Origin of the sequence: Pseudomonas sp. NFACC16-2 (genome assembly GCF_900119205.1) — a bacterium.
Taxonomy (GTDB): Bacteria; Pseudomonadota; Gammaproteobacteria; order Pseudomonadales; family Pseudomonadaceae; genus Aquipseudomonas; species Aquipseudomonas fluorescens_Q.
Genome location: NZ_FPIX01000013.1, coordinates 1 through 17,476, shown reverse-complemented (window position 1 = coordinate 17,476; position 17,476 = coordinate 1). Strand labels below are relative to the sequence as shown.

The following is a 17,476-nucleotide window of genomic DNA, read 5'->3' as shown; positions in this document are numbered from 1 at the left end:
GAATGAATGTCACAAAAGTGCCGGATACCGGCCTATCGCTATCTCACTCTGAGGCGCTGGCCTTTTTTCTGCATGCAGAACAACCGTCACGTCCAACCCGCATCATCCGGTCGAGCCGACCTAAGGAAACTACATCGTGAAAATCAACTGGGCCGAGACCCTGCGCCAGAACGTCCATCAACTGGCCGAGTCCCTGGGGAACCTGTTCGTCGAGACCTTCCATTACCTGGCCCTGTTCGCCATTGGTGCGGTGACCGCGTGGGCGGCGGTGATGGAATTCTTGCAGATGATCGAAGCAGGACACATCAAGATCGATGACATCCTGCTGCTGTTCATCTACCTGGAATTGGGGGCGATGGTCGGGATCTACTTCAAGACCAACCACATGCCGGTGCGGTTTCTGATCTACGTGGCGATCACGGCGCTGACGCGGCTGCTGATTTCCAACGTTTCCCATCACAGCCCGCCAGACCTGGGGATCATCTACTTGTGTGGTGGCATTCTGCTGCTGGCGTTTTCGATCCTGGTGGTGCGCTACGCTTCGTCGCAGTTCCCCTCGGTGAAGATCGAGCACCCGCACCGCAAGGTCGGCGCGGGTCCCAGCGAGCATGCCGAGGTGGAAAAAGGAGAAATCTAGATCCCGGCGGCAGAGGGCGCCGGTCCCTGTGTGTGCGGTGGTGGCAGCTTGATGCTGTCACCGCCGGTCATGGCTTCGAGGATGGCCACGGCGCTGTGGCCCTGCTCAATGGCGATGCCGAACTGGATGCTTTGTACCAGGCGCTTGAGGCGCTCCGGGTCGTTGCGCTGCAGGGCGCTGATCATGCGTTTGGCGACGATGCGCCCGCTCTTGGACAGGGTCAGCATGATGCTGCCGTCCAGGCCCTGAATGCTCAGGTTTATTTGATAATGCGGCGCAAAGGCGTCGGTAATGATCTGAAAAGGGTTGTCCATGATGCGTCACCGCCTGATTGAACGTGCAGTTGTTGACCGGCCATGATCGGGATTAGTTCGCAACACCGGACCACCGGCCATTCCATGATCGTGTACATCTCCAGATTTCCGGGGCTGGGCAGGTCTGCGGATCAAAAGATCGCAGCCTGCGGCAGCTCCTACAGGGTGTTAGCAAGTGGCATGCCGGAAAAACCGTCGGACAATGATCACGGAGCCTGGGCGCCGAACGCTCTGGAATGCGGCTGTGGTCGCTGCCCGTTTCGGGGCAATAACGCGCGGATGTTCGTTGACGGTGCAGGTGGGAAGGCGATTTACGGTGGGTAGGCAGGGCAGGGGCAACTCCCGACATTAACAGCGCTTTTGCCTGTTGTCTGGCTTTATTTGCGTATGAATATTTATCTTTTTTTAGGGGTTGAATTGTTCTTCCGCCAGCCCGACTCTGTATTCAAGGGGCCGTTGCATCAACGTCGACGGCCCCCGGCGAGCTAGCTGAAATAAGGGATGAACTATGCAAATCCAAGTCAATAGCGATAACCATATTCAAAGCAGCATCCGACTGGAGGAGTGGGTACGTACAACCATCGAAAGCACGCTCGAACGTTATGAAGAGGACCTGACACGGGTCGAGGTTCATTTGCGGGACGAGAACGGCGACAAGCCGGGTCCCCATGACCTGCGTTGCCAGCTTGAAGCACGGCCGAAGGGCCATCAGCCGATTTCCGTGACACACAAGGCCGAATCGCTGGAACTGGCGATCGAAGGGGCGGCCACCAAACTTGAAAATGCCCTGGAGCATTTGTTCGGCAAACTGCGCGGCAAGCGCGCCGTCGTAGAGAAGCCGGGTGAATCCGTAGCCTTGGCCGATGCGATGCTGGAAGAGGAATTCCTGGAAAACGAACGCGCCGCGCTTCACGGCTGAAACCTCGTTCACTTCACTTACTGAAAAACAGGCCTGCAATCGCAGGCCTGTTTTGTTTTATTGGTTTGGTTTGCGCGTCTGCATTGATCACGCTCTCCTGTGGGAGCGAGCCTGCTCGCGATGGCAATAGCCGGCGCTAGCGCAAGAACGCCTGCCGATACTCCCCAGGCGTCGCGCCCAAGGCTTGGCGAAAACGATTGGTGAAGTGGCTGGCGCTGGCAAATCCGCAAGCCAGCGCCACCTCGCCCAGTGGTTGTGAGGTGGTGCGCAGCAAATGCCGCGCGCAGGTCAAGCGTCTGGCCAGCACATATTGATGAGGAGGCAGCCCGAAGCTTTCGCGGAACATCCGCGCGAAGTGGTATTCGGACAACGCACACAACGCCGCCAATTGGCCGAGGCTGATGGCCTCGGCCAAGTGGCTGTCGACGTAATCCACCAGCAACCGCCGCTGATGAGCGGCCAGGCCGCCTTTGAGGCGAAGTCCCTGGCGTTGGCCCACCTGGCTGAGCAGCAGGTGATTGAGCAAGTCATGGGCCAGGCTGGTGGTCAGCAGGCGTTCACCGGGTTCGTCCCAGTTCAGCGCGATCAACTGGCGAAAACGCTGTGCCTGTCGCGGGTCGTCGAGGAAGGTTTCTTCGTGCAGTTGCACCTGCCGGGGCTCGCGGTCCAGCAGTGTGACGCAACCAAGGGCAAATTGTTCAGCACTGAAATACAGGTGGGCGAGGCGAATGTCGCCGTTGATGATCCAGGCTGATTCATGCCCGGCCGGCAGGATGCAGAGTTTGTCCGGTGCCCCCGTGGTGTCGGGCCGCTCGCGGCGAAACGTACCGGTGCCGCCAGCGATGTAGCACGACAGCGTATGGTGCGTTGGCGCCTCGTAGTCCCGGGCGTCGTGGTGGTTGCTCCACAAAGCGGCCGCCATGCCGTCCCCGAGCTCGGCGCTGTGCTCCAGGCGAGCATTGGGCGAGCTGTTGAGGGCTTGAAAGACTTGTAGGGTTTGCAGTGTGGACATGATCGGTTCTCCAACGCTTGCATCCTACTCCGTCGGCCGATCCGTGCCAGCCTGTCAGCCGACAAAACCGCAAGTTTACGCAAGCGCCGGGTCAATGGCAGCGGGACACTGAGCGTCATTGTCAGGAGCCGTCACCATGAACCTCTCGTTGTACCTGCTTACCGTGCTCATCTGGGGCACCACCTGGATTGCCCTGAAATTGCAGTTGGGCGTCGTCGCCATTCCCGTGTCGATTGTCTATCGCTTCGGCCTTGCGGCCCTGATCCTGTTTGCGATGCTTTTGCTCAGCCGGCGCTTGCAGGTGATGAATCGACGCGGTCATTTGATTTGCGTTGCCCAGGGCCTGTGTCTGTTCTGCATTAATTTCATGTGCTTCCTGACTGCCAGCCAGTGGATTCCCAGCGGGTTGGTCGCTGTGGTGTTTTCCACCGCCACGCTCTGGAACGCCCTCAATGCCCGCGTGTTCTTCGGTCAGCGGATTGCCCGTAACGTGCTGTTGGGGGGCGCCCTGGGGCTGCTGGGACTGGCGCTGCTCTTCTGGCCGGAACTGGCCGGCCATAGCGCAAGCCCGCAAACCTTGCTTGGCTTGGCGCTGGCGTTGCTGGGCACCTTGTGTTTCTCGGCAGGCAACATGCTGTCGAGCCTGCAACAGAAGGCGGGCCTCAAGCCGTTGACCACCAACGCCTGGGGCATGGCCTATGGCGCGGCGATGCTGGCGGTGTGGTGTGCGTTCAAAGGCATCCCGTTCGACATGGAATGGAGCACACGCTACATCGGCTCGCTGTTGTACTTGGTGATCCCAGGTTCGGTGATTGGCTTTACGGCCTATCTGACGCTGGTGGGACGCATGGGGCCGGAGCGAGCGGCGTACTGCACGGTGCTGTTTCCGGTGGTGGCGTTGAATGTCTCGGCGTTTGCCGAAGGGTATCAGTGGACCGCACCGGCGCTGGTCGGGTTGGTGCTGGTGATGCTGGGGAACGTGCTGGTGTTCCGCAAGCCGCGGCCGGTGGCGACGAATGTCGCGCTGGGTGCCCGCTGAGACAGAACGCCTGGCGATAACTCCGTGGCGAGGGAGCTTGCTGTGGCGAGGGGATTTATCCCCGCTGGGCTGCGGAGCAGCCCCAAACCCTGACAGCTCGGTGAGTCAGGTCGACCACATCAGCCGGATCAGGGCTGCTGCGCAGCCCAACGGGGATAAATCCCCTCGCCACGGTGTTTCCCCGGGGGGGCTTTTGCGGAAAGTTTATTTCCAGACCTGCGGGTTGACCAGGTTCTGCGGTCGCTCGCCCAACAAGGCACTGCGCAAGTTATCCACAGCCAGATTGGCCATGGCCTCACGGGTTTCGTGAGTCGCCGAGCCAATGTGGGGCAAGGTCACGGCGTTTTTCAGCTGGAACAGCGGTGATTCGGCCAGCGGTTCTTTCTCGTAGACATCCAGCCCGGCACCGCGGATGCGGTTGTTCTGCAACGCTTCGATCAACGCTGGTTCATCTACCACAGGGCCCCGGGAAATGTTGACCAGGATGGCGTTCGGTTTCATCAGGCCCAGTTCACGCTGACCGATCAGGTGGCGGGTCTTTTCGCTCAATGGCACGACGAGACAGACGAAGTCCGCTTCGGCCAGCAACTGATCCAATTCGCGAAATTGTGCGCCCAGTTGGTTTTCCAGTTCAGTCTTGCGGCTGTTGCCGCTGTAGAGGATTGGCATGTTGAATCCAAGTCGGCCACGCCGGGCAATGGCCGCGCCGATATTGCCCATGCCGACGATACCCAGGGTCTTGCCATGTACATCGCTGCCGAACAGTTGCGGGCCGACTGTCGCCTGCCATTGGCCAGCCTTGGTCCAGGCGTCCAGTTCGGCCACGCGCCGGGCGCTGCTCATCAGCAGGGCGAAGGCCAGGTCGGCGGTACTTTCGGTGAGTACGTCGGGGGTGTTGGTGAGCATGATCCCGCGTTCATTGAAGTAGGCCAGGTCATAGTTGTCGTAGCCCACCGATATGCTGGAGACCACTTGCAGGTTCGTGGCGCCCTGCAATTGCTCGCGGCCGAGTTTGCGACCGACCCCGATCAGCCCGTGGGCGTGGGGCAGGGCTTCGTTGAACTGTGCGTTGATGTCGCCGTTCGACGGCGTGGGGACGATCACGTCGAAGTCCTGGCGCAGGCGTTCGATCATGGGGGGCGTGATACGGCTGAAGGCAAGTACGGTTTTTTTCATCGTGCAAGGCTCATCTGCAGGGAATACCAAGCACGCTAACATTCCTGGCGCGGGTTAGGCGAGAGGGGAGGGTGTAATCGCAGCGCCGCCAGTCCTCTGGGGGATCTTTACAGACTCAGGCGGCTCGCAGGGAAATGAACGCGTAGGTGACCGGTGCTTCAGTGACCACCCGCGCGCCGCTGGTCGAGACCTGGTTGGCCACGTCCTCGCCGGACAGGTGGAACTGCCACTCGCCAGCCGCTTGGTCCAACGGCTGAGAGCGGGCTTGATCGATGGCAGCGGCAAACGCAGCCATGTTCGGCAGGTAGGCCGTGAATCCGTCGCCCTTCAACGCCGTCGTGTGGATACCCAGGGACATGCAGATGCGTTCCTTGATCGCGATTTCCTCACGATCGGCCTGGCGTGAACGCTCGATCAACCGGGCCAGTTCCTGGTCCACCAATTCACCGCCAAGTATCAACTGCGGCCCCGTTTCCCACGACTCCGGTGGGCAATCCTTGGCGGCGGGATTGAGCGGGATGTGTGGGTTGATTTCCATGGGATAGATGCGGCACACCAAGGGTCTGCGCTCATAGATGCGGCACAGGTTTTCGTCGTCCAGATTATGGCAACGACCCACGTTATAAGCGGCGAACGTGATCGCCACCAGCGCGTCGCTCGTGCCGCTACGGACCACCGCCGAGCGGCGCTCGGCATGCTCGCGTTGCCCTGCCGGCAGGCCGAGGCCATTGGGCAGGAAGGCTTCCACCAGGACAATCACCTGGCCGCCGTCGTCCGCCCACATCCGGGCCTCGTCGAGGGTCAGGGGGACGTGGTGATCGGTGCAGCATTTGCCGCACCCTACACAGGAAAACGTTGTGTTCATTGAGCGCCCGGTCGCAGGAGGCTGGGGACGGCGACAGAAAAACGCCGTGATGGACCGTGCGAAGCAAGTTATGCGCCACTCACCGGTCGGTAGCGGCAGGGTGGATCGAGTCCCACTCGGTCACGTAGGCGGTTTTGGTTTTTTTGCGGTAGAGGCACAACTCGGTGCCGATCGCCCCTTTCATGTGTTCCTGCGGATATTGGCCTTGCAGCAATAGCGCGGTGTAGCCGACCCGGTCGTCGAATTGCGCGGCGCTACCCACCGGCTCAGCGCTCTTCAAGCTGCTGGCCTTGATGCAACTGGCCAGCACGGCTTTATCGTGGGTGGCCCAGGCGTCCGGGCTGGAGGCATGAGCCTGGGAGGCCAGGACGGTGAGACCAAGGAGAATCAACAGACGGATTTTCATCAGGGAGCCTTGTTCCGGGAAGCCAGGACAAGAGTATGCCTGAGGTTGTCAGACGGTGATCGCTCCCGCGCTGGAACACAGAAGCGAGCAACCGAGATGACTCAGTGACCTTGCTCGGCAACGGCCTTGGCCGCCGTGATCAGGCACTTGGTCAGTTCCGGTGAAGAGAACTTGGTGAGCACGCCGTTGGCACCCGCCAGCCGGGCTTTTTCGCTGTTCATGGCGCTGTCCAGCGAGGTGTGCAGCAACACGTAGAGGTGGGCGAAGTCCGGGGTTTCGCGCAGGGTGCGGGTGAGGGCGTAGCCGTCCATTTCCGACATTTCGATGTCGGAGACGATCAGGTTGATCTGTTGCTCGGTGCCTTGCAGGTCCAGCAGGCACTCGATGGCTTCCTTGGCGCTGCGGGCCGTGTGGCATTGCAGGCCCAGGTTGCGCAGGGTGTGCACCGATTGCTGCAGCGCGACCTGGCTGTCATCGACCACCAGGATCCGTGCGTTGCCCAGCACCTCGGCGTCTTCCATGCTCAGTTCGGTCGGCGCGGTTTCGATCTGCGCTGGCGCGATGCCGTGGATGACCTTTTCGATGTCCAGCACCTGCACCAGCGTGCCGTCCACCGAGGTCACGCCGGTGATGAACGAACGCACACCGCCGGAGCCGTAGGGCGGTGGTTTGATATCGGTGGTCAGGCAATGCACGATCTTGCTCACGGCCTGCACATGCAAACCCTGTTTGGAGCGGCTGACGTCAGTGACGATCAGGCAGCCACCATCCGGGTCTTCCAGCGGTCGCTCGCCAATGGCGCGGCTCAGGTCGATCACCGACAACGATGTCCCGCGCAGGGTGGCGATGCCTTTGACGTGCGGATGCGACTCCGGCAGCTTGGTCAATGGTGGGCAGGGAATGATTTCGCTGACCTTGAGCAGGTTGATTGCCATCAGCTTGCCGCTGCGCAAGGTAAACAGCAGAAGCGAAAGTGAATCTGCGCGGGCTTTGTTGGAAGACATAAAAACCTTCTGTGGAAAAAGGTGGGGCGAGCATACCGCTCACCAAAACAGCTTTTGATATTGGGTTATCGACTTGTCGGGGGCAGGCTTTAGGGCGAAAGCCGCCGACAGTCAATTTCAAGTCAATGACCTGTGAGTACACCTTGTGGTGAATGGATTTATCTCTGGCAAGGGGATTTATTTGTGGCGAGGGGATTTATCCCCGCTGGGTTGCGTAGCAACCCCCTCAGAAAGGTTAAACGCATTTAGTCTGGCACTCCGAGGCGAGAGGTTTCAGGGCTGCTTCGCAACCCAGCGGGGATAAATCCCCTCGCCACAACAGCGGTCGGCAGCAACAGACGGGATTATTTCAGTCCCAACCGCCGGGCCATCCGCCCCAGGTTCGCCCGGTCCAGCCCGAGCTCCCGGGCGGCGCTGGCCCAGTTGTGTTGGTGACGCTCCAGGCAGGCAGCGATCAGCGTGCGCTGGAACTCGTCCACCGCTTCGCGCAAGTCCCCCGTTACGTCCTGCGCGGTCGGCGCCGGGCTGATGGACGAAGGCGTGGGGTTGTCCTCAGGCGCCTGGGGCAAATCCAGGTCCTGGGCGCTGAGGCTGAGGATTTTCGGGCGCGTCGTGCACCGGCCCAAGGCCTTCAAGGCGCTGCGGCCGATCAGGTGCTCCAGTTCGCGCACATTGCCTGGCCAGTCGTAGGCCAGCAGCGCGGCCTGGGCGTCGCCGGTCAGGCGCAGGCTGCCCAGGCCCATGCGCGAACGGTTGTGCTCCAGGAAAAAACCGCTGAGCAGCAGCACGTCACGTCCGCGATCGCGCAGCGCCGGCACCTGCAGCGGGTACACACTCAAGCGATGGTAGAAGTCGGCCCGATAACGGCCGTTGCGCACTTCTTCGGCCAAGTCGCGATTGGTGGCCGCGATCAGGCGCACATCGACCCGGTGTTCCTTGTCCGAGCCCAGGCGTTGCAGTTGGCCGCTTTGCAGCACCCGCAACAACTTGGCCTGGACGGCCAGGGACAACTCGCCCACTTCGTCGAGAAACAAGGTGCCGCCGTCGGCCAGTTCGAACTTGCCGCGCCGGTCGTTCGTGGCCCCGGTGAAGGCGCCTCGTACATGGCCGAAGAGTTCACTTTCCACCAGGGTATCGGGCAGGGCGGCGCAATTGAGACTGATGAGTGGCTGCTCGGCACGTTTTGACGCGGCATGGATGGCCTGGGCGACCAGTTCCTTGCCCACGCCGGTTTCGCCGGTGATCAATACCGTCAGGTCGCTGCTGCCCACCAGCGCGATCTCTTCCACCAGGCGTTTGTGAGCCTTGCTCTGGCCGACCAAGTCGCGAGGTTGCTGGCCGCTGGCCTGGCGATAGACCTCAGCGCGGCGGTGCTCGTCCTCGGCCTTCAGGGCCAGGCGCTCGATGCGCTCGGCGGCGCTGACCGTGGCGGCGGCGAGGCTGGCGAAGGCTTGCAGGGCACTCAGGTCGATGGGCTCGAAGCGCTCCGGATCCAGCGAATCCAGGGTCAGCAGGCCCCAGGGCCGCTCGTCGACGAACAGCGGGCAGCCCATGCAGTCGTGAACCTCCAGATGCTCGGCGAGCCCCTCGACCAGTCCGTCATAGGGATCGGGCAGGCCGCTGTCGGCGGCGAATCGGGTGGGCTGTGGGTTGGCCAGCAGTGCTTCGAAGCGCGGGTGTTCGCTGACCCGGAATCGCCGGCCCAGCGTATCGGTGCTCAGGCCATCCACGGCCAGCGGCACCAGGCAGTCGCCGTCCAGGCGCAACAACGCCGCCGCATCGCAGGGCAGCAGGGTTCGCAAGGTGCCGAGCAGGCGCCGATAACGTTCGCCTTCAGGCAGTTCGCGGGACAGATCGGCCACCAGTGGCAGCAGGGAGGTCAGCAGGGCGGTTGCGGTCATAATGACTCCATGTAGTCTTAACGACTATAAGGCGAACCGTGTCGATATGACTACTCCATGTGTAACTTGCTGATATTAAATAAAAAAATTAATGGCATGGAAACTGATAAGGCTTACCTAACTGTTATCGGTCATACGCCAGGAGTCACCTTATGCTCAGTCGAGAAGAACGCGCCATCATTCGCTCCACCGTTCCGTTGCTTGAAAGTGGTGGTGAGGCGCTGATCACTCACTTCTATCGCATGATGCTGTCCGAATACCCGCAGGTACGCCCGTTGTTCAACCAGGCTCACCAGGCCAGTGGCGATCAACCGCGGGCCTTGGCCAACGGGGTGTTGATGTATGCGCGGCACATTGACCAACTCGATCAATTGGGCGACCTGGTGGCGAAGATCGTCAACAAGCACGTTGCCCTGCAGATCCTGCCGGAACATTACCCGATTGTCGGTTCGTGCCTGCTGCGAGCAATCGCCGAAGTGCTGGGCGCGGAGATCGCCACACCCGAAGTGATTGCGGCGTGGGGCGCAGCCTACAACCAGTTGGCCGATATCTTGATCGGCGCCGAAGCTGGCATGTACGACAAGAAGGCCGAGGCGCCGGGCGGCTGGCGTGGCGAGCGTGAATTCATCCTGACGGCCAAGGTGCAGGAAAGCTCGGAGATCACTTCGTTTTACTTTGAACCGGCGGACAAGGGCCCGATCCTGGTGGCCGAGCCGGGCCAGTACATCGGCATGAAGCTCATGCTCGATGGCGAGGAAGTACGCCGCAACTACTCATTGTCAGCCCTGGCGGACAATGGTCAATACCGTATCAGCGTCAAGCGCGAGCCGGGCGGGCGGGTGTCCAGCCACCTGCATCATCATTTCGACGTCGGCAGCCGCATCCAGTTGTTCCCGCCGTCCGGGGATTTCTACCTGACTGCCAGCGACAAACCGCTGGTACTGATCAGTGGCGGCGTCGGCATCACCCCGACCCTGGCCATGTTGCAGGCGGCGCTGCAAACCGAGCGGCCGGTGCATTTCATTCATTGCGCGCGCAACGGCCGTGCCCATGCCTTCCGCGACTGGATCGACGACCTGGCCAAGCGGCATCCGCAGCTCAAGCGCTTCTACTGCTACGACGAAGACGACGGCTTGAGCCCGGCGGCCGACAAGGTGGGGCTGCTGAGCCAGGAGCAACTGGCGCAATGGCTGCCGCAGCAACGTGACGTGGACGCTTATTTCCTCGGGCCGAAGGGCTTCATGGGCGCCATCAAGCGTCACCTCAAGGCCTTGGGCGTGCCGGAGCAGCAGAGCCGTTACGAATTCTTCGGCCCGGCGGCAGCGCTGGAATAAGGTCTCCACGCCCGCCACAGATCCCTTGTGCGAGCGGGCTTGCTCGTGAAGACGGCGGCACATCCAACATTGATGCAAGCTGACCCATCGCTTTCGCGAGCAAGCCTGCTCGCGATGGCGACGGCAGGTCCATCCTTGTCCAACTGCCAGAATTAATCCGCACTTAACCTTCTTGCGGTCTATTCCCCTTCAATGTCGACGCCCGCTGCTCGTTCACTGTCATGGTCTGCGTGTAGACTTCGGGCATCCGACCGCGCGCCGGAATGTTGCCGTGCCGCGCGTCGATCCATGCAGACAAAGGGAAACGCAATGAGTGAGGAAATGATGCGCTTAGGCCGTGAGCGGCGCTATCTGGTGCTGCTGGGGCTGATCTGCCTGGCGCTGATTGGCGGTGCGCTGTATATGCAGGTAGCCCTCGGTGAGGCGCCGTGCCCGCTGTGTATCTTGCAACGCTATGCGCTGTTGCTGATCGCCATCTTCGCCTTCATCGGTGCCGCCATGCGCACCCGCCGCAGCCTGACGATCTTCGAAGGCCTGGTGGTGCTCAGCGCCCTGGCCGGTGCCGGTGTGGCAGGGCATCACGTGTACACCCAGTTCTTCCCGGCGGTCAGTTGCGGCATCGACGTGTTGCAACCGATTGTCGATGACCTGCCGTTGGCGAAGATCTTTCCGTTGGGGTTCCAGGTCGACGGCTTTTGCTCCACCCCCTACCCACCGATCCTGGGGCTGTCCCTGGCACAGTGGGCATTGGTGGCCTTCGTGTTGACGGTGGTGCTGGTGCCGTTGCTGGTGTCACGTAATCGCAAGCCGCTTCGCTGAAACGCTTCGATGAAACGCCCCGGTTCTCTCCTGGAGAGCCGGGGCGTTTTACGTTTCACGCTCAAGCCGGAGCGTCCTTGATCCGAGGCAAGAATGACCTGCGGCAATGTGCGACACGTTGTCACATATCTTGCGGCGCTCAGCCTTTGCGAGGGAGATAAAGCACGCTTTCCTGTAACAAAAAAATGTCTGGTTTCGCAACTGGCGTATCGCCTGCAGCAGGCATTTTTAACAGCGGCGCGTCAGGCACCGTAGGCCCCGAAAACTGGGCGCTTGCCGGGCAAAAAACCTCTTGAAGACCCTCTCGAGCTGTCTAAATCGGGCGTAGTAGACCTACGTTTTTTGGGGTTCTTGTTGAGAATTAATTTCGATAACATGCTGGCCCGTTGCAATATCGGCAAGAGATTGTTGCCGGATCGGATAAAAATTATTTCGGGATGAGACATGGTCTACAGCGCGTCACCTCACTACAATCGCCCGCACCGATTTTCCGACCCGGCTCAGGCTTGAGCATGAGAGTGGTCGAAGGGCGCCAGCGCCCCATGCGACCCCAGGTGTCGGTGCCTCCAACTACCCGCACCAAATGGAATTGGGCTTGAACTAGGCCTTTTGACCAACGAATAAGAACTCACTGCTGGCCCAGGATGTGTCGAACAGCCGCTGACGTTCGATGGGCAGCCCTTATTCAATCCAAGAAATGCCAACCCTTGGCAGGGTGAAGTGTTGGCGATCAAAACCCAACTGCATTGCGCAAGCTGCTTTAGAGGTCGTGAGATGAGTAAAAACAGGTACCCCCGATTACTAGGCTTGTTGCCGCTGCTCGGCACGTTGCTGCTGGGAGGCTGCAACATGACCTTGCTCGATCCCAAGGGCCAGGTCGGCCTGGATGAACGAAACCTGATCATCACCGCTACGCTGCTGATGTTGCTGGTCGTTGTGCCGGTCATCGTCATGACCTTCCTGTTTGCCTGGAAGTACCGCGCAACCAATACCAATGCCACCTACACGCCGAAGTGGTCGCATTCGACCAAGATCGAAGTGGCGGTGTGGACCATTCCGGTACTGATCATCATTGCCCTGGGTTACGTCACCTACAAGTCGACCCACGCCCTGGACCCGTATCGTCCGCTGGATTCCGACGTCAAGCCGATCACCATTGAAGTGGTCTCCATGGACTGGAAGTGGCTGTTCATCTACCCGGAACAAGGCATCGCCACGGTCAACAAGATCGTGTTCCCGGCCCACACGCCGATCAATTTCAAGGTCACTTCCGACACCGTGATGAACTCGTTCTTCATCCCGGGCCTGGGCGGCCAGATCTACGCGATGGCGGGCATGCAGACCAAGCTGCACTTGATCGCCAACCAGAACGCCGAACTCGACGGTATCTCCGCCAACTACAGCGGCGCGGGCTTTACCGGCATGAAGTTCAAAGCAATCGCCACGACCCAGGAAGATTTCGACGCCTGGGTCAACGATGTGAAGAAGGCACCTAAACAGCTTGAAAAAGCTGAATACGAAGCCCTTTCCAAGCCGAGCCAGAACAACCCAGTCGAACTCTACTCGTCGGTCACGCCGAACCTGTTCCAGACCATCATCGACAAGTATGAAGGGATGAATCCGGGCAAGCCGATGCACCACGAGAAGAACGAGAAGGAAGTGGCTCACAACATGGAAGGGATGGACATGAGCTCGCATTCAGCTGCCGGGGCAGAGGAGTAAACGATGTTTGGTAAATTAAGTTGGGAAGCGATCCCGTTCCACGAGCCGATTGTCATGGTGACCCTCGCCATCATCGCGCTCGGTGGTCTGGCATTGTTTGCAGGCATCACTTATTTCAAGAAGTGGACCTACCTGTGGACCGAGTGGCTGACTTCGGTCGACCACAAGAAAATCGGCGTGATGTACATCATCGTCGCCATGGTCATGCTGCTGCGTGGTTTTGCCGACGCCATCATGATGCGTACCCAGCTGGCCATGGCCACCGAGGGTTCGCCTGGCTACCTGCCGCCTGAACACTATGACCAGATCTTCACCGCCCACGGTGTGATCATGATCATCTTCATGGCGATGCCCTTCTTCACCGGCCTGATGAACCTTGCAGTGCCACTGCAGATCGGCGCCCGTGACGTGGCCTTCCCGTTCCTGAACTCCTTGAGCTTCTGGCTGCTGGTATCCGGCGTGGTGCTGATCAACCTGTCCCTGGGCGTTGGTGAGTTCGCCAAGACCGGTTGGGTGGCCTATCCGCCGCTGTCGGGCCTGCAATACAGCCCGGGCGTGGGGATGGATTACTACATCTGGGCGCTACAGCTGTCCGGGTTGGGGACGACGCTGACGGGGGTCAACTTCCTGGCCACCGTGGTGAAAATGCGTACCCCGGGCATGAAGCTGATGGACATGCCGATCTTCACCTGGACCTGCACCTGGGCCAACGTGCTGATCGTCGCTTCCTTCCCGATCCTCACCGCTACCCTGGCTTTGCTGACGCTTGACCGCTACATGGATTTCCACATTTTCACCAATGAGCTTGGTGGCAATCCGATGATGTACGTCAACCTGTTCTGGGCCTGGGGTCACCCTGAGGTGTACATCCTGATCCTGCCGGCGTTCGGGATTTTCTCCGAAGTCATCTCGACCTTCTCCGGCAAGAAACTGTTCGGCCACCACTCGATGATCTACGCCAGCGGCGCGATCTCGGTACTGGGCTTCATGGTCTGGCTGCACCACTTCTTCACCATGGGTTCGGGGGCCAGCGTCAACGCCTTCTTCGGCCTGGCGACGATGCTGATTTCGATCCCGACGGGGGTGAAGCTGTTCAACTGGCTGTTCACCATCTATCAGGGTCGTCTGCGTTTCACCAGCCACGTGATGTGGACCCTGGGCTTCATGGTGACCTTCGCCATCGGCGGCATGACCGGCGTATTGCTGGCCATCCCGGGTGCTGACTTCGTGCTGCACAACAGCCTGTTCGTGATCGCGCACTTCCACAACGTGATCATCGGCGGTGCGGTGTTCGGTTATATCGCCGGCTTCGCCTTCTACTTCCCGAAAGCGTTCGGTTTCAAGCTGCACGAAGGCTGGGGCAAGGCAGCGTTCTGGTTCTGGATCACCGGCTTCTTCGTCGCGTTCATGCCGCTCTATGTACTGGGCTTCATGGGCATGACCCGTCGCCTGAACACCACCACCAACCCTGAGTGGGTGCCGTACCTGTACGTCGCCATGTTCGGTGCGGTGATGATCGCTGTTGGTATCGCCTGCCAGCTGATCCAGTTGTATGTCAGCGTGCGCGATCGCAACAAGCCAGAGAACATGTGCGAACACGGCGACCCGTGGAATGCCCATACCCTGGAATGGTCGACCTCTTCGCCACCGCCGTTCTACAACTTCGCCGTGCTGCCAAAAGCAGACGTCATCGACCCGTTCACCGAAGCCAAGGAAAACGGCACCGCGTACCCGGTCCCGGCCAAGTACGAGCCGATCCACATGCCCAACAACACGGCTACCGGTGTGGTCATGGGCGCGCTGCTGACCGTGTTCGGTTTCGCGATGATCTGGCACATCTGGTGGCTGGCCATCGCCAGCCTGGTCGGCACCGTGGTGTATTTCGCTATCCATGCTGCCCGTGACGATCAGGGCTACATGGTGCCGGTGGATGTCATCGAGCGCATCGAAGCCGAGCAGCACAAACGTCTGGTAGCGGCCGGGAAAGTCCCAGCCACCGCCACCCGTGTTGAAACCTCGTTGGAACAGGCTTAAACCATGTCGAACTTAGTGACCACTGTTGGACACGCCCATGGTCATGACCATGGGCACGATGACCATCACCACGACTCGGGCGAGATGACCGTATTCGGTTTCTGGCTCTACCTGATGACCGACTGCATTCTGTTTGCGTCGATCTTCGCAGCGTACGCGGTGCTGGTTAACAACGTCGCCGGTGGCCCATCGGGCCACGACATCTTCGAACTGCCGTACGTACTGGGCGAAACCGCGCTGCTGCTGTTCAGCTCGATCACCTACGGCTTCGCCATGCTGGCGTTGTTCAAGGGCAAGAAAACCCAGGTACTGGGCTGGCTGGCCATGACCTTCCTGTTCGGTGCCGGCTTCATCGGCATGGAGATCAACGAGTTCCACATGTTGATCTCCGAGGGCTACGGCCCTAACCGCAGCGGTTTCCTGTCCGGGTTCTTCACCCTGGTCGGCACCCACGGCCTGCACGTGACCAGCGGCCTGATCTGGATGGCGATCATGATGTACCAGGTCCAGAAAAACGGCCTGACCGCCACCAACAAGACGCGCCTGAGCTGCCTGAGCCTGTTCTGGCACTTCCTGGACGTGGTGTGGATCTGCGTATTCACCGTTGTTTATCTGATGGGGACCCTGTAAATGGCTAACGCACATTCCCATGATGGTCACGACGCCGGCCACGGCAGCGTCAAGTCCTACGCCATCGGTTTCATCCTGTCGGTGATCCTGACCGTCATTCCGTTCGGCCTGGTGATGTACCCGTCGCTGCCCAAGAGCCTGACCCTGTGGATCATCCTGATCTTCGCCGTGGTCCAGGTATTGGTGCATCTGGTGTACTTCCTGCACCTGGACCGCTCCGCCGCCCAACGTAACAACGTGGTCGCATTTGTCTTTGCCGCGATCGTGATTGTCCTGCTGGTTGGCCTGTCGTTGTGGATCATGTTCAGCATCCACACCAACATGATGGCGCACTGAGGAAAGTCCGGATGTCCCTGAAGCACTTTATCCAAATCACCAAGCCGGGGATCATTTTCGGTAACGTGCTTTCTGTGGCAGGCGGGTTTTTCCTGGCCTCGAAAGGGCATGTCGATCTGGCCATCTTCCTGGCGGCGATGATCGGCACTTCCCTGGTGGTGGCGTCCGGTTGCGTGTTCAACAACTGCATCGACCGCGACATCGACATCAAGATGGAGCGCACCAAGAACCGCGCGCTGGTCCAGGGCCTGATCCCGGTGCAACTGGCCCTGGCATTCGCCACGGTGCTGGGCGTGGCCGGTGTGGCGCTGTTGTACTGGGTGGCCAATCCGTTGGCGGCGTTGTTCGCGGTGATCGGTTTTGTCATCTACGTCGGCCTCTACAGCCTGTACCTCAAGCGCAAGTCGGTGCACGGCACGCTGGTGGGCAGCCTGTCGGGGGCGATGCCGCCGGTGATCGGCTACGTCGCGGTGAGCAACAGCTTCGACATGGCGGCGCTGACGCTGCTGGTGATGTTCAGCCTATGGCAGATGCCGCATTCCTACGCCATCGCGATCTTCCGCTTCAACGACTACCTGGCGGCCTCGATTCCGGTGTTGCCGGTCAAGCGCGGCATCCGCGTGGCCAAGAAGCACATCCTGCTCTACATCCTGGCCTTCCTCGTGGCGACCTTGATGCTGACTTTCAGCGGTTACGCCGGCATGAGCTACCTCGCCGTCGCCGCCGCCATGGGCATGTACTGGCTGTACATGGCCTGGACCGGCTACAAGGCGGTGGATGACACGGTCTGGGCACGCAAGCTGTTCGTGTTCTCGATCTTCACCATCACCGCCCTGAGCGTCATGATGTCCCTGGACTTCAAAGTGCCGAGTGAGCTGCTGCTGACGTACGCGCCTTAAGCTTCAGAAGCTGCACGAAAAGCCCCGCCTTCGAGAGAAGCGCGGGGCTTTTTCATGGGCGTTGCCTGGAGGATCGTTCCCACGCTCTGCGCTCATCGTTCTACACAACTCTCGATGAGCGCACGCTGGGCTTCTAACGCGATAACAAACTCGCGTATTCGTTGCATCCCTATCCACATGGCCTTAGGGCCAGGAGGCCCGTCATTTTTGCGCCCTAAGTAGCCTCCCAGGCTTGTGACCAGTAAAACCATCTCGCCCAAAGAAGGTGGTACAGAGGGCGGTTGGCACCGTTTGACCACAACATAGGCCGCTTTCCATTCCGAAGCCTCAAACACCATCTCGCAGCTTAAATCCGGACAAGCACGTCCCAGCATCAGGCCGTAAAGCACGCGCCATGTGGTAATCAAGTACAAACCAATGCAGGGTAAC

At 60.1% G+C, this 17,476-nt stretch carries 18 protein-coding genes; 10 read left to right on the top strand and 8 right to left on the bottom strand.

Annotated elements, in window-relative coordinates; genetic code table 11:
- Positions 1–136 precede the first annotated feature (136 nt).
- On the top strand, positions 137–637 hold the full coding sequence (locus BT116_RS13300) for a phosphate-starvation-inducible protein PsiE (RefSeq protein WP_072344327.1): 501 nt from the start codon (positions 137–139) through the stop codon (positions 635–637).
- On the opposite strand, the gene BT116_RS13295 is transcribed toward BT116_RS13300, so the two are convergent.
- Positions 634–951 carry a DUF3509 domain-containing protein gene (locus BT116_RS13295; protein ID WP_072344325.1) on the bottom strand — a complete coding sequence of 106 codons (318 nt, stop codon included), beginning with the start codon at positions 949–951 and terminating at the stop codon, positions 634–636. The two genes, BT116_RS13300 and BT116_RS13295, sit on opposite strands and share 4 nt — an antisense overlap.
- Positions 952–1,459: 508 nt before the next feature.
- Between BT116_RS13295 and BT116_RS13290 the strand changes: the two genes are divergently transcribed.
- The gene (locus BT116_RS13290; RefSeq protein WP_072344323.1) at positions 1,460–1,870 is read left to right on the top strand and encodes an HPF/RaiA family ribosome-associated protein; all 411 of its coding nucleotides are present in this window, start codon (positions 1,460–1,462) and stop codon (positions 1,868–1,870) included.
- A gap of 136 nt (positions 1,871–2,006) precedes the next feature.
- On the opposite strand, the gene BT116_RS13285 is transcribed toward BT116_RS13290, so the two are convergent.
- Complete coding sequence (locus BT116_RS13285) at positions 2,007–2,882, bottom strand: helix-turn-helix domain-containing protein (RefSeq protein ID WP_072344320.1); 876 nt, start codon at positions 2,880–2,882, stop codon at positions 2,007–2,009.
- Positions 2,883–3,018: 136 nt separating this feature from the next.
- Between BT116_RS13285 and BT116_RS13280 the strand changes: the two genes are divergently transcribed.
- Positions 3,019–3,921 carry a DMT family transporter gene (locus tag BT116_RS13280; RefSeq protein ID WP_072344318.1) on the top strand — a complete coding sequence of 301 codons (903 nt, stop codon included), beginning with the start codon at positions 3,019–3,021 and terminating at the stop codon, positions 3,919–3,921.
- Between the two features lie 204 nt (positions 3,922–4,125).
- Here the strand turns inward: BT116_RS13280 and BT116_RS13275 are convergent, their stop codons facing one another.
- From BT116_RS13275 to norR, 5 genes are all read right to left on the bottom strand, one after another.
- On the bottom strand, positions 4,126–5,097 hold the full coding sequence (locus BT116_RS13275; protein ID WP_072344316.1) for a 2-hydroxyacid dehydrogenase: 972 nt from the start codon (positions 5,095–5,097) through the stop codon (positions 4,126–4,128).
- 115 nt (positions 5,098–5,212) lie between these two features.
- Positions 5,213–5,962, bottom strand: coding sequence for a YkgJ family cysteine cluster protein (locus BT116_RS13270; RefSeq protein WP_072344313.1), 750 nt, complete (start codon positions 5,960–5,962; stop codon positions 5,213–5,215).
- A gap of 79 nt (positions 5,963–6,041) precedes the next feature.
- Complete coding sequence (locus BT116_RS13265; RefSeq protein ID WP_072344311.1) at positions 6,042–6,368, bottom strand: hypothetical protein; 327 nt, start codon at positions 6,366–6,368, stop codon at positions 6,042–6,044.
- Between the two features lie 101 nt (positions 6,369–6,469).
- Positions 6,470–7,372, bottom strand: a complete 903-nt coding sequence (locus BT116_RS13260) for a chemotaxis protein CheV (RefSeq protein WP_072344308.1) — start codon at positions 7,370–7,372, stop codon at positions 6,470–6,472.
- A gap of 344 nt (positions 7,373–7,716) precedes the next feature.
- The gene (gene norR, locus BT116_RS13255; RefSeq protein WP_072344306.1) at positions 7,717–9,273 is read right to left on the bottom strand and encodes a nitric oxide reductase transcriptional regulator NorR; all 1,557 of its coding nucleotides are present in this window, start codon (positions 9,271–9,273) and stop codon (positions 7,717–7,719) included.
- Positions 9,274–9,425: 152 nt separating this feature from the next.
- Here norR and hmpA point away from each other — a divergent pair, with 152 nt between their 5' ends.
- The 7 genes from hmpA (at position 9,426) to cyoE (ending at position 17,047) form a co-directional block, all read left to right on the top strand.
- Entirely contained in the window at positions 9,426–10,607 is a 1,182-nt protein-coding gene (gene hmpA / locus BT116_RS13250; protein WP_072344302.1) for an NO-inducible flavohemoprotein, read from the top strand.
- A gap of 309 nt (positions 10,608–10,916) precedes the next feature.
- On the top strand, positions 10,917–11,426 hold the full coding sequence (locus tag BT116_RS13245; RefSeq protein WP_033062546.1) for a disulfide bond formation protein B: 510 nt from the start codon (positions 10,917–10,919) through the stop codon (positions 11,424–11,426).
- Between the two features lie 774 nt (positions 11,427–12,200).
- Positions 12,201–13,148 carry a ubiquinol oxidase subunit II gene (gene cyoA, locus BT116_RS13235; RefSeq protein WP_003205397.1) on the top strand — a complete coding sequence of 316 codons (948 nt, stop codon included), beginning with the start codon at positions 12,201–12,203 and terminating at the stop codon, positions 13,146–13,148.
- A gap of 3 nt (positions 13,149–13,151) precedes the next feature.
- The gene (cyoB, locus tag BT116_RS13230; protein ID WP_057451772.1) at positions 13,152–15,182 is read left to right on the top strand and encodes a cytochrome o ubiquinol oxidase subunit I; all 2,031 of its coding nucleotides are present in this window, start codon (positions 13,152–13,154) and stop codon (positions 15,180–15,182) included.
- 3 nt (positions 15,183–15,185) lie between these two features.
- The gene (locus BT116_RS13225) at positions 15,186–15,812 is read left to right on the top strand and encodes a cytochrome o ubiquinol oxidase subunit III (RefSeq protein ID WP_003205395.1); all 627 of its coding nucleotides are present in this window, start codon (positions 15,186–15,188) and stop codon (positions 15,810–15,812) included.
- Positions 15,813–16,148: a cytochrome o ubiquinol oxidase subunit IV gene (cyoD, locus tag BT116_RS13220; RefSeq protein ID WP_014340102.1), complete on the top strand. Its 336-nt coding sequence runs from the start codon at positions 15,813–15,815 to the stop codon at positions 16,146–16,148. It begins immediately after the preceding gene.
- 11 nt (positions 16,149–16,159) lie between these two features.
- Positions 16,160–17,047: a heme o synthase gene (gene cyoE, locus BT116_RS13215; RefSeq protein WP_003178131.1), complete on the top strand. Its 888-nt coding sequence runs from the start codon at positions 16,160–16,162 to the stop codon at positions 17,045–17,047.
- Positions 17,048–17,139: 92 nt separating this feature from the next.
- Here the strand turns inward: cyoE and BT116_RS13210 are convergent.
- Positions 17,140–17,476, bottom strand: a 337-nt coding sequence (locus tag BT116_RS13210) for an IS4 family transposase (RefSeq protein ID WP_305883631.1), incomplete at its 5' end; no start/stop codon positions are given.

Coding starts and splice junctions, on each gene's coding strand:
- cyoA (WP_003205397.1), top strand. CDS start 12,201: ATGAGTAAAAACAGGTACCCCCGATTACTAGGCTTGTTGCCGCTGCTC.
- cyoE (WP_003178131.1), top strand. CDS start 16,160: ATGTCCCTGAAGCACTTTATCCAAATCACCAAGCCGGGGATCATTTTC.
- norR (WP_072344306.1), bottom strand. CDS start 9,273: ATGACCGCAACCGCCCTGCTGACCTCCCTGCTGCCACTGGTGGCCGAT.
- hmpA (WP_072344302.1), top strand. CDS start 9,426: ATGCTCAGTCGAGAAGAACGCGCCATCATTCGCTCCACCGTTCCGTTG.
- BT116_RS13265 (WP_072344311.1), bottom strand. CDS start 6,368: ATGAAAATCCGTCTGTTGATTCTCCTTGGTCTCACCGTCCTGGCCTCC.
- BT116_RS13270 (WP_072344313.1), bottom strand. CDS start 5,962: ATGAACACAACGTTTTCCTGTGTAGGGTGCGGCAAATGCTGCACCGAT.
- BT116_RS13245 (WP_033062546.1), top strand. CDS start 10,917: ATGAGTGAGGAAATGATGCGCTTAGGCCGTGAGCGGCGCTATCTGGTG.
- BT116_RS13260 (WP_072344308.1), bottom strand. CDS start 7,372: ATGTCTTCCAACAAAGCCCGCGCAGATTCACTTTCGCTTCTGCTGTTT.
- BT116_RS13290 (WP_072344323.1), top strand. CDS start 1,460: ATGCAAATCCAAGTCAATAGCGATAACCATATTCAAAGCAGCATCCGA.
- cyoD (WP_014340102.1), top strand. CDS start 15,813: ATGGCTAACGCACATTCCCATGATGGTCACGACGCCGGCCACGGCAGC.
- cyoB (WP_057451772.1), top strand. CDS start 13,152: ATGTTTGGTAAATTAAGTTGGGAAGCGATCCCGTTCCACGAGCCGATT.
- BT116_RS13225 (WP_003205395.1), top strand. CDS start 15,186: ATGTCGAACTTAGTGACCACTGTTGGACACGCCCATGGTCATGACCAT.
- BT116_RS13275 (WP_072344316.1), bottom strand. CDS start 5,097: ATGAAAAAAACCGTACTTGCCTTCAGCCGTATCACGCCCCCCATGATC.
- BT116_RS13280 (WP_072344318.1), top strand. CDS start 3,019: ATGAACCTCTCGTTGTACCTGCTTACCGTGCTCATCTGGGGCACCACC.
- BT116_RS13295 (WP_072344325.1), bottom strand. CDS start 951: ATGGACAACCCTTTTCAGATCATTACCGACGCCTTTGCGCCGCATTAT.
- BT116_RS13285 (WP_072344320.1), bottom strand. CDS start 2,882: ATGTCCACACTGCAAACCCTACAAGTCTTTCAAGCCCTCAACAGCTCG.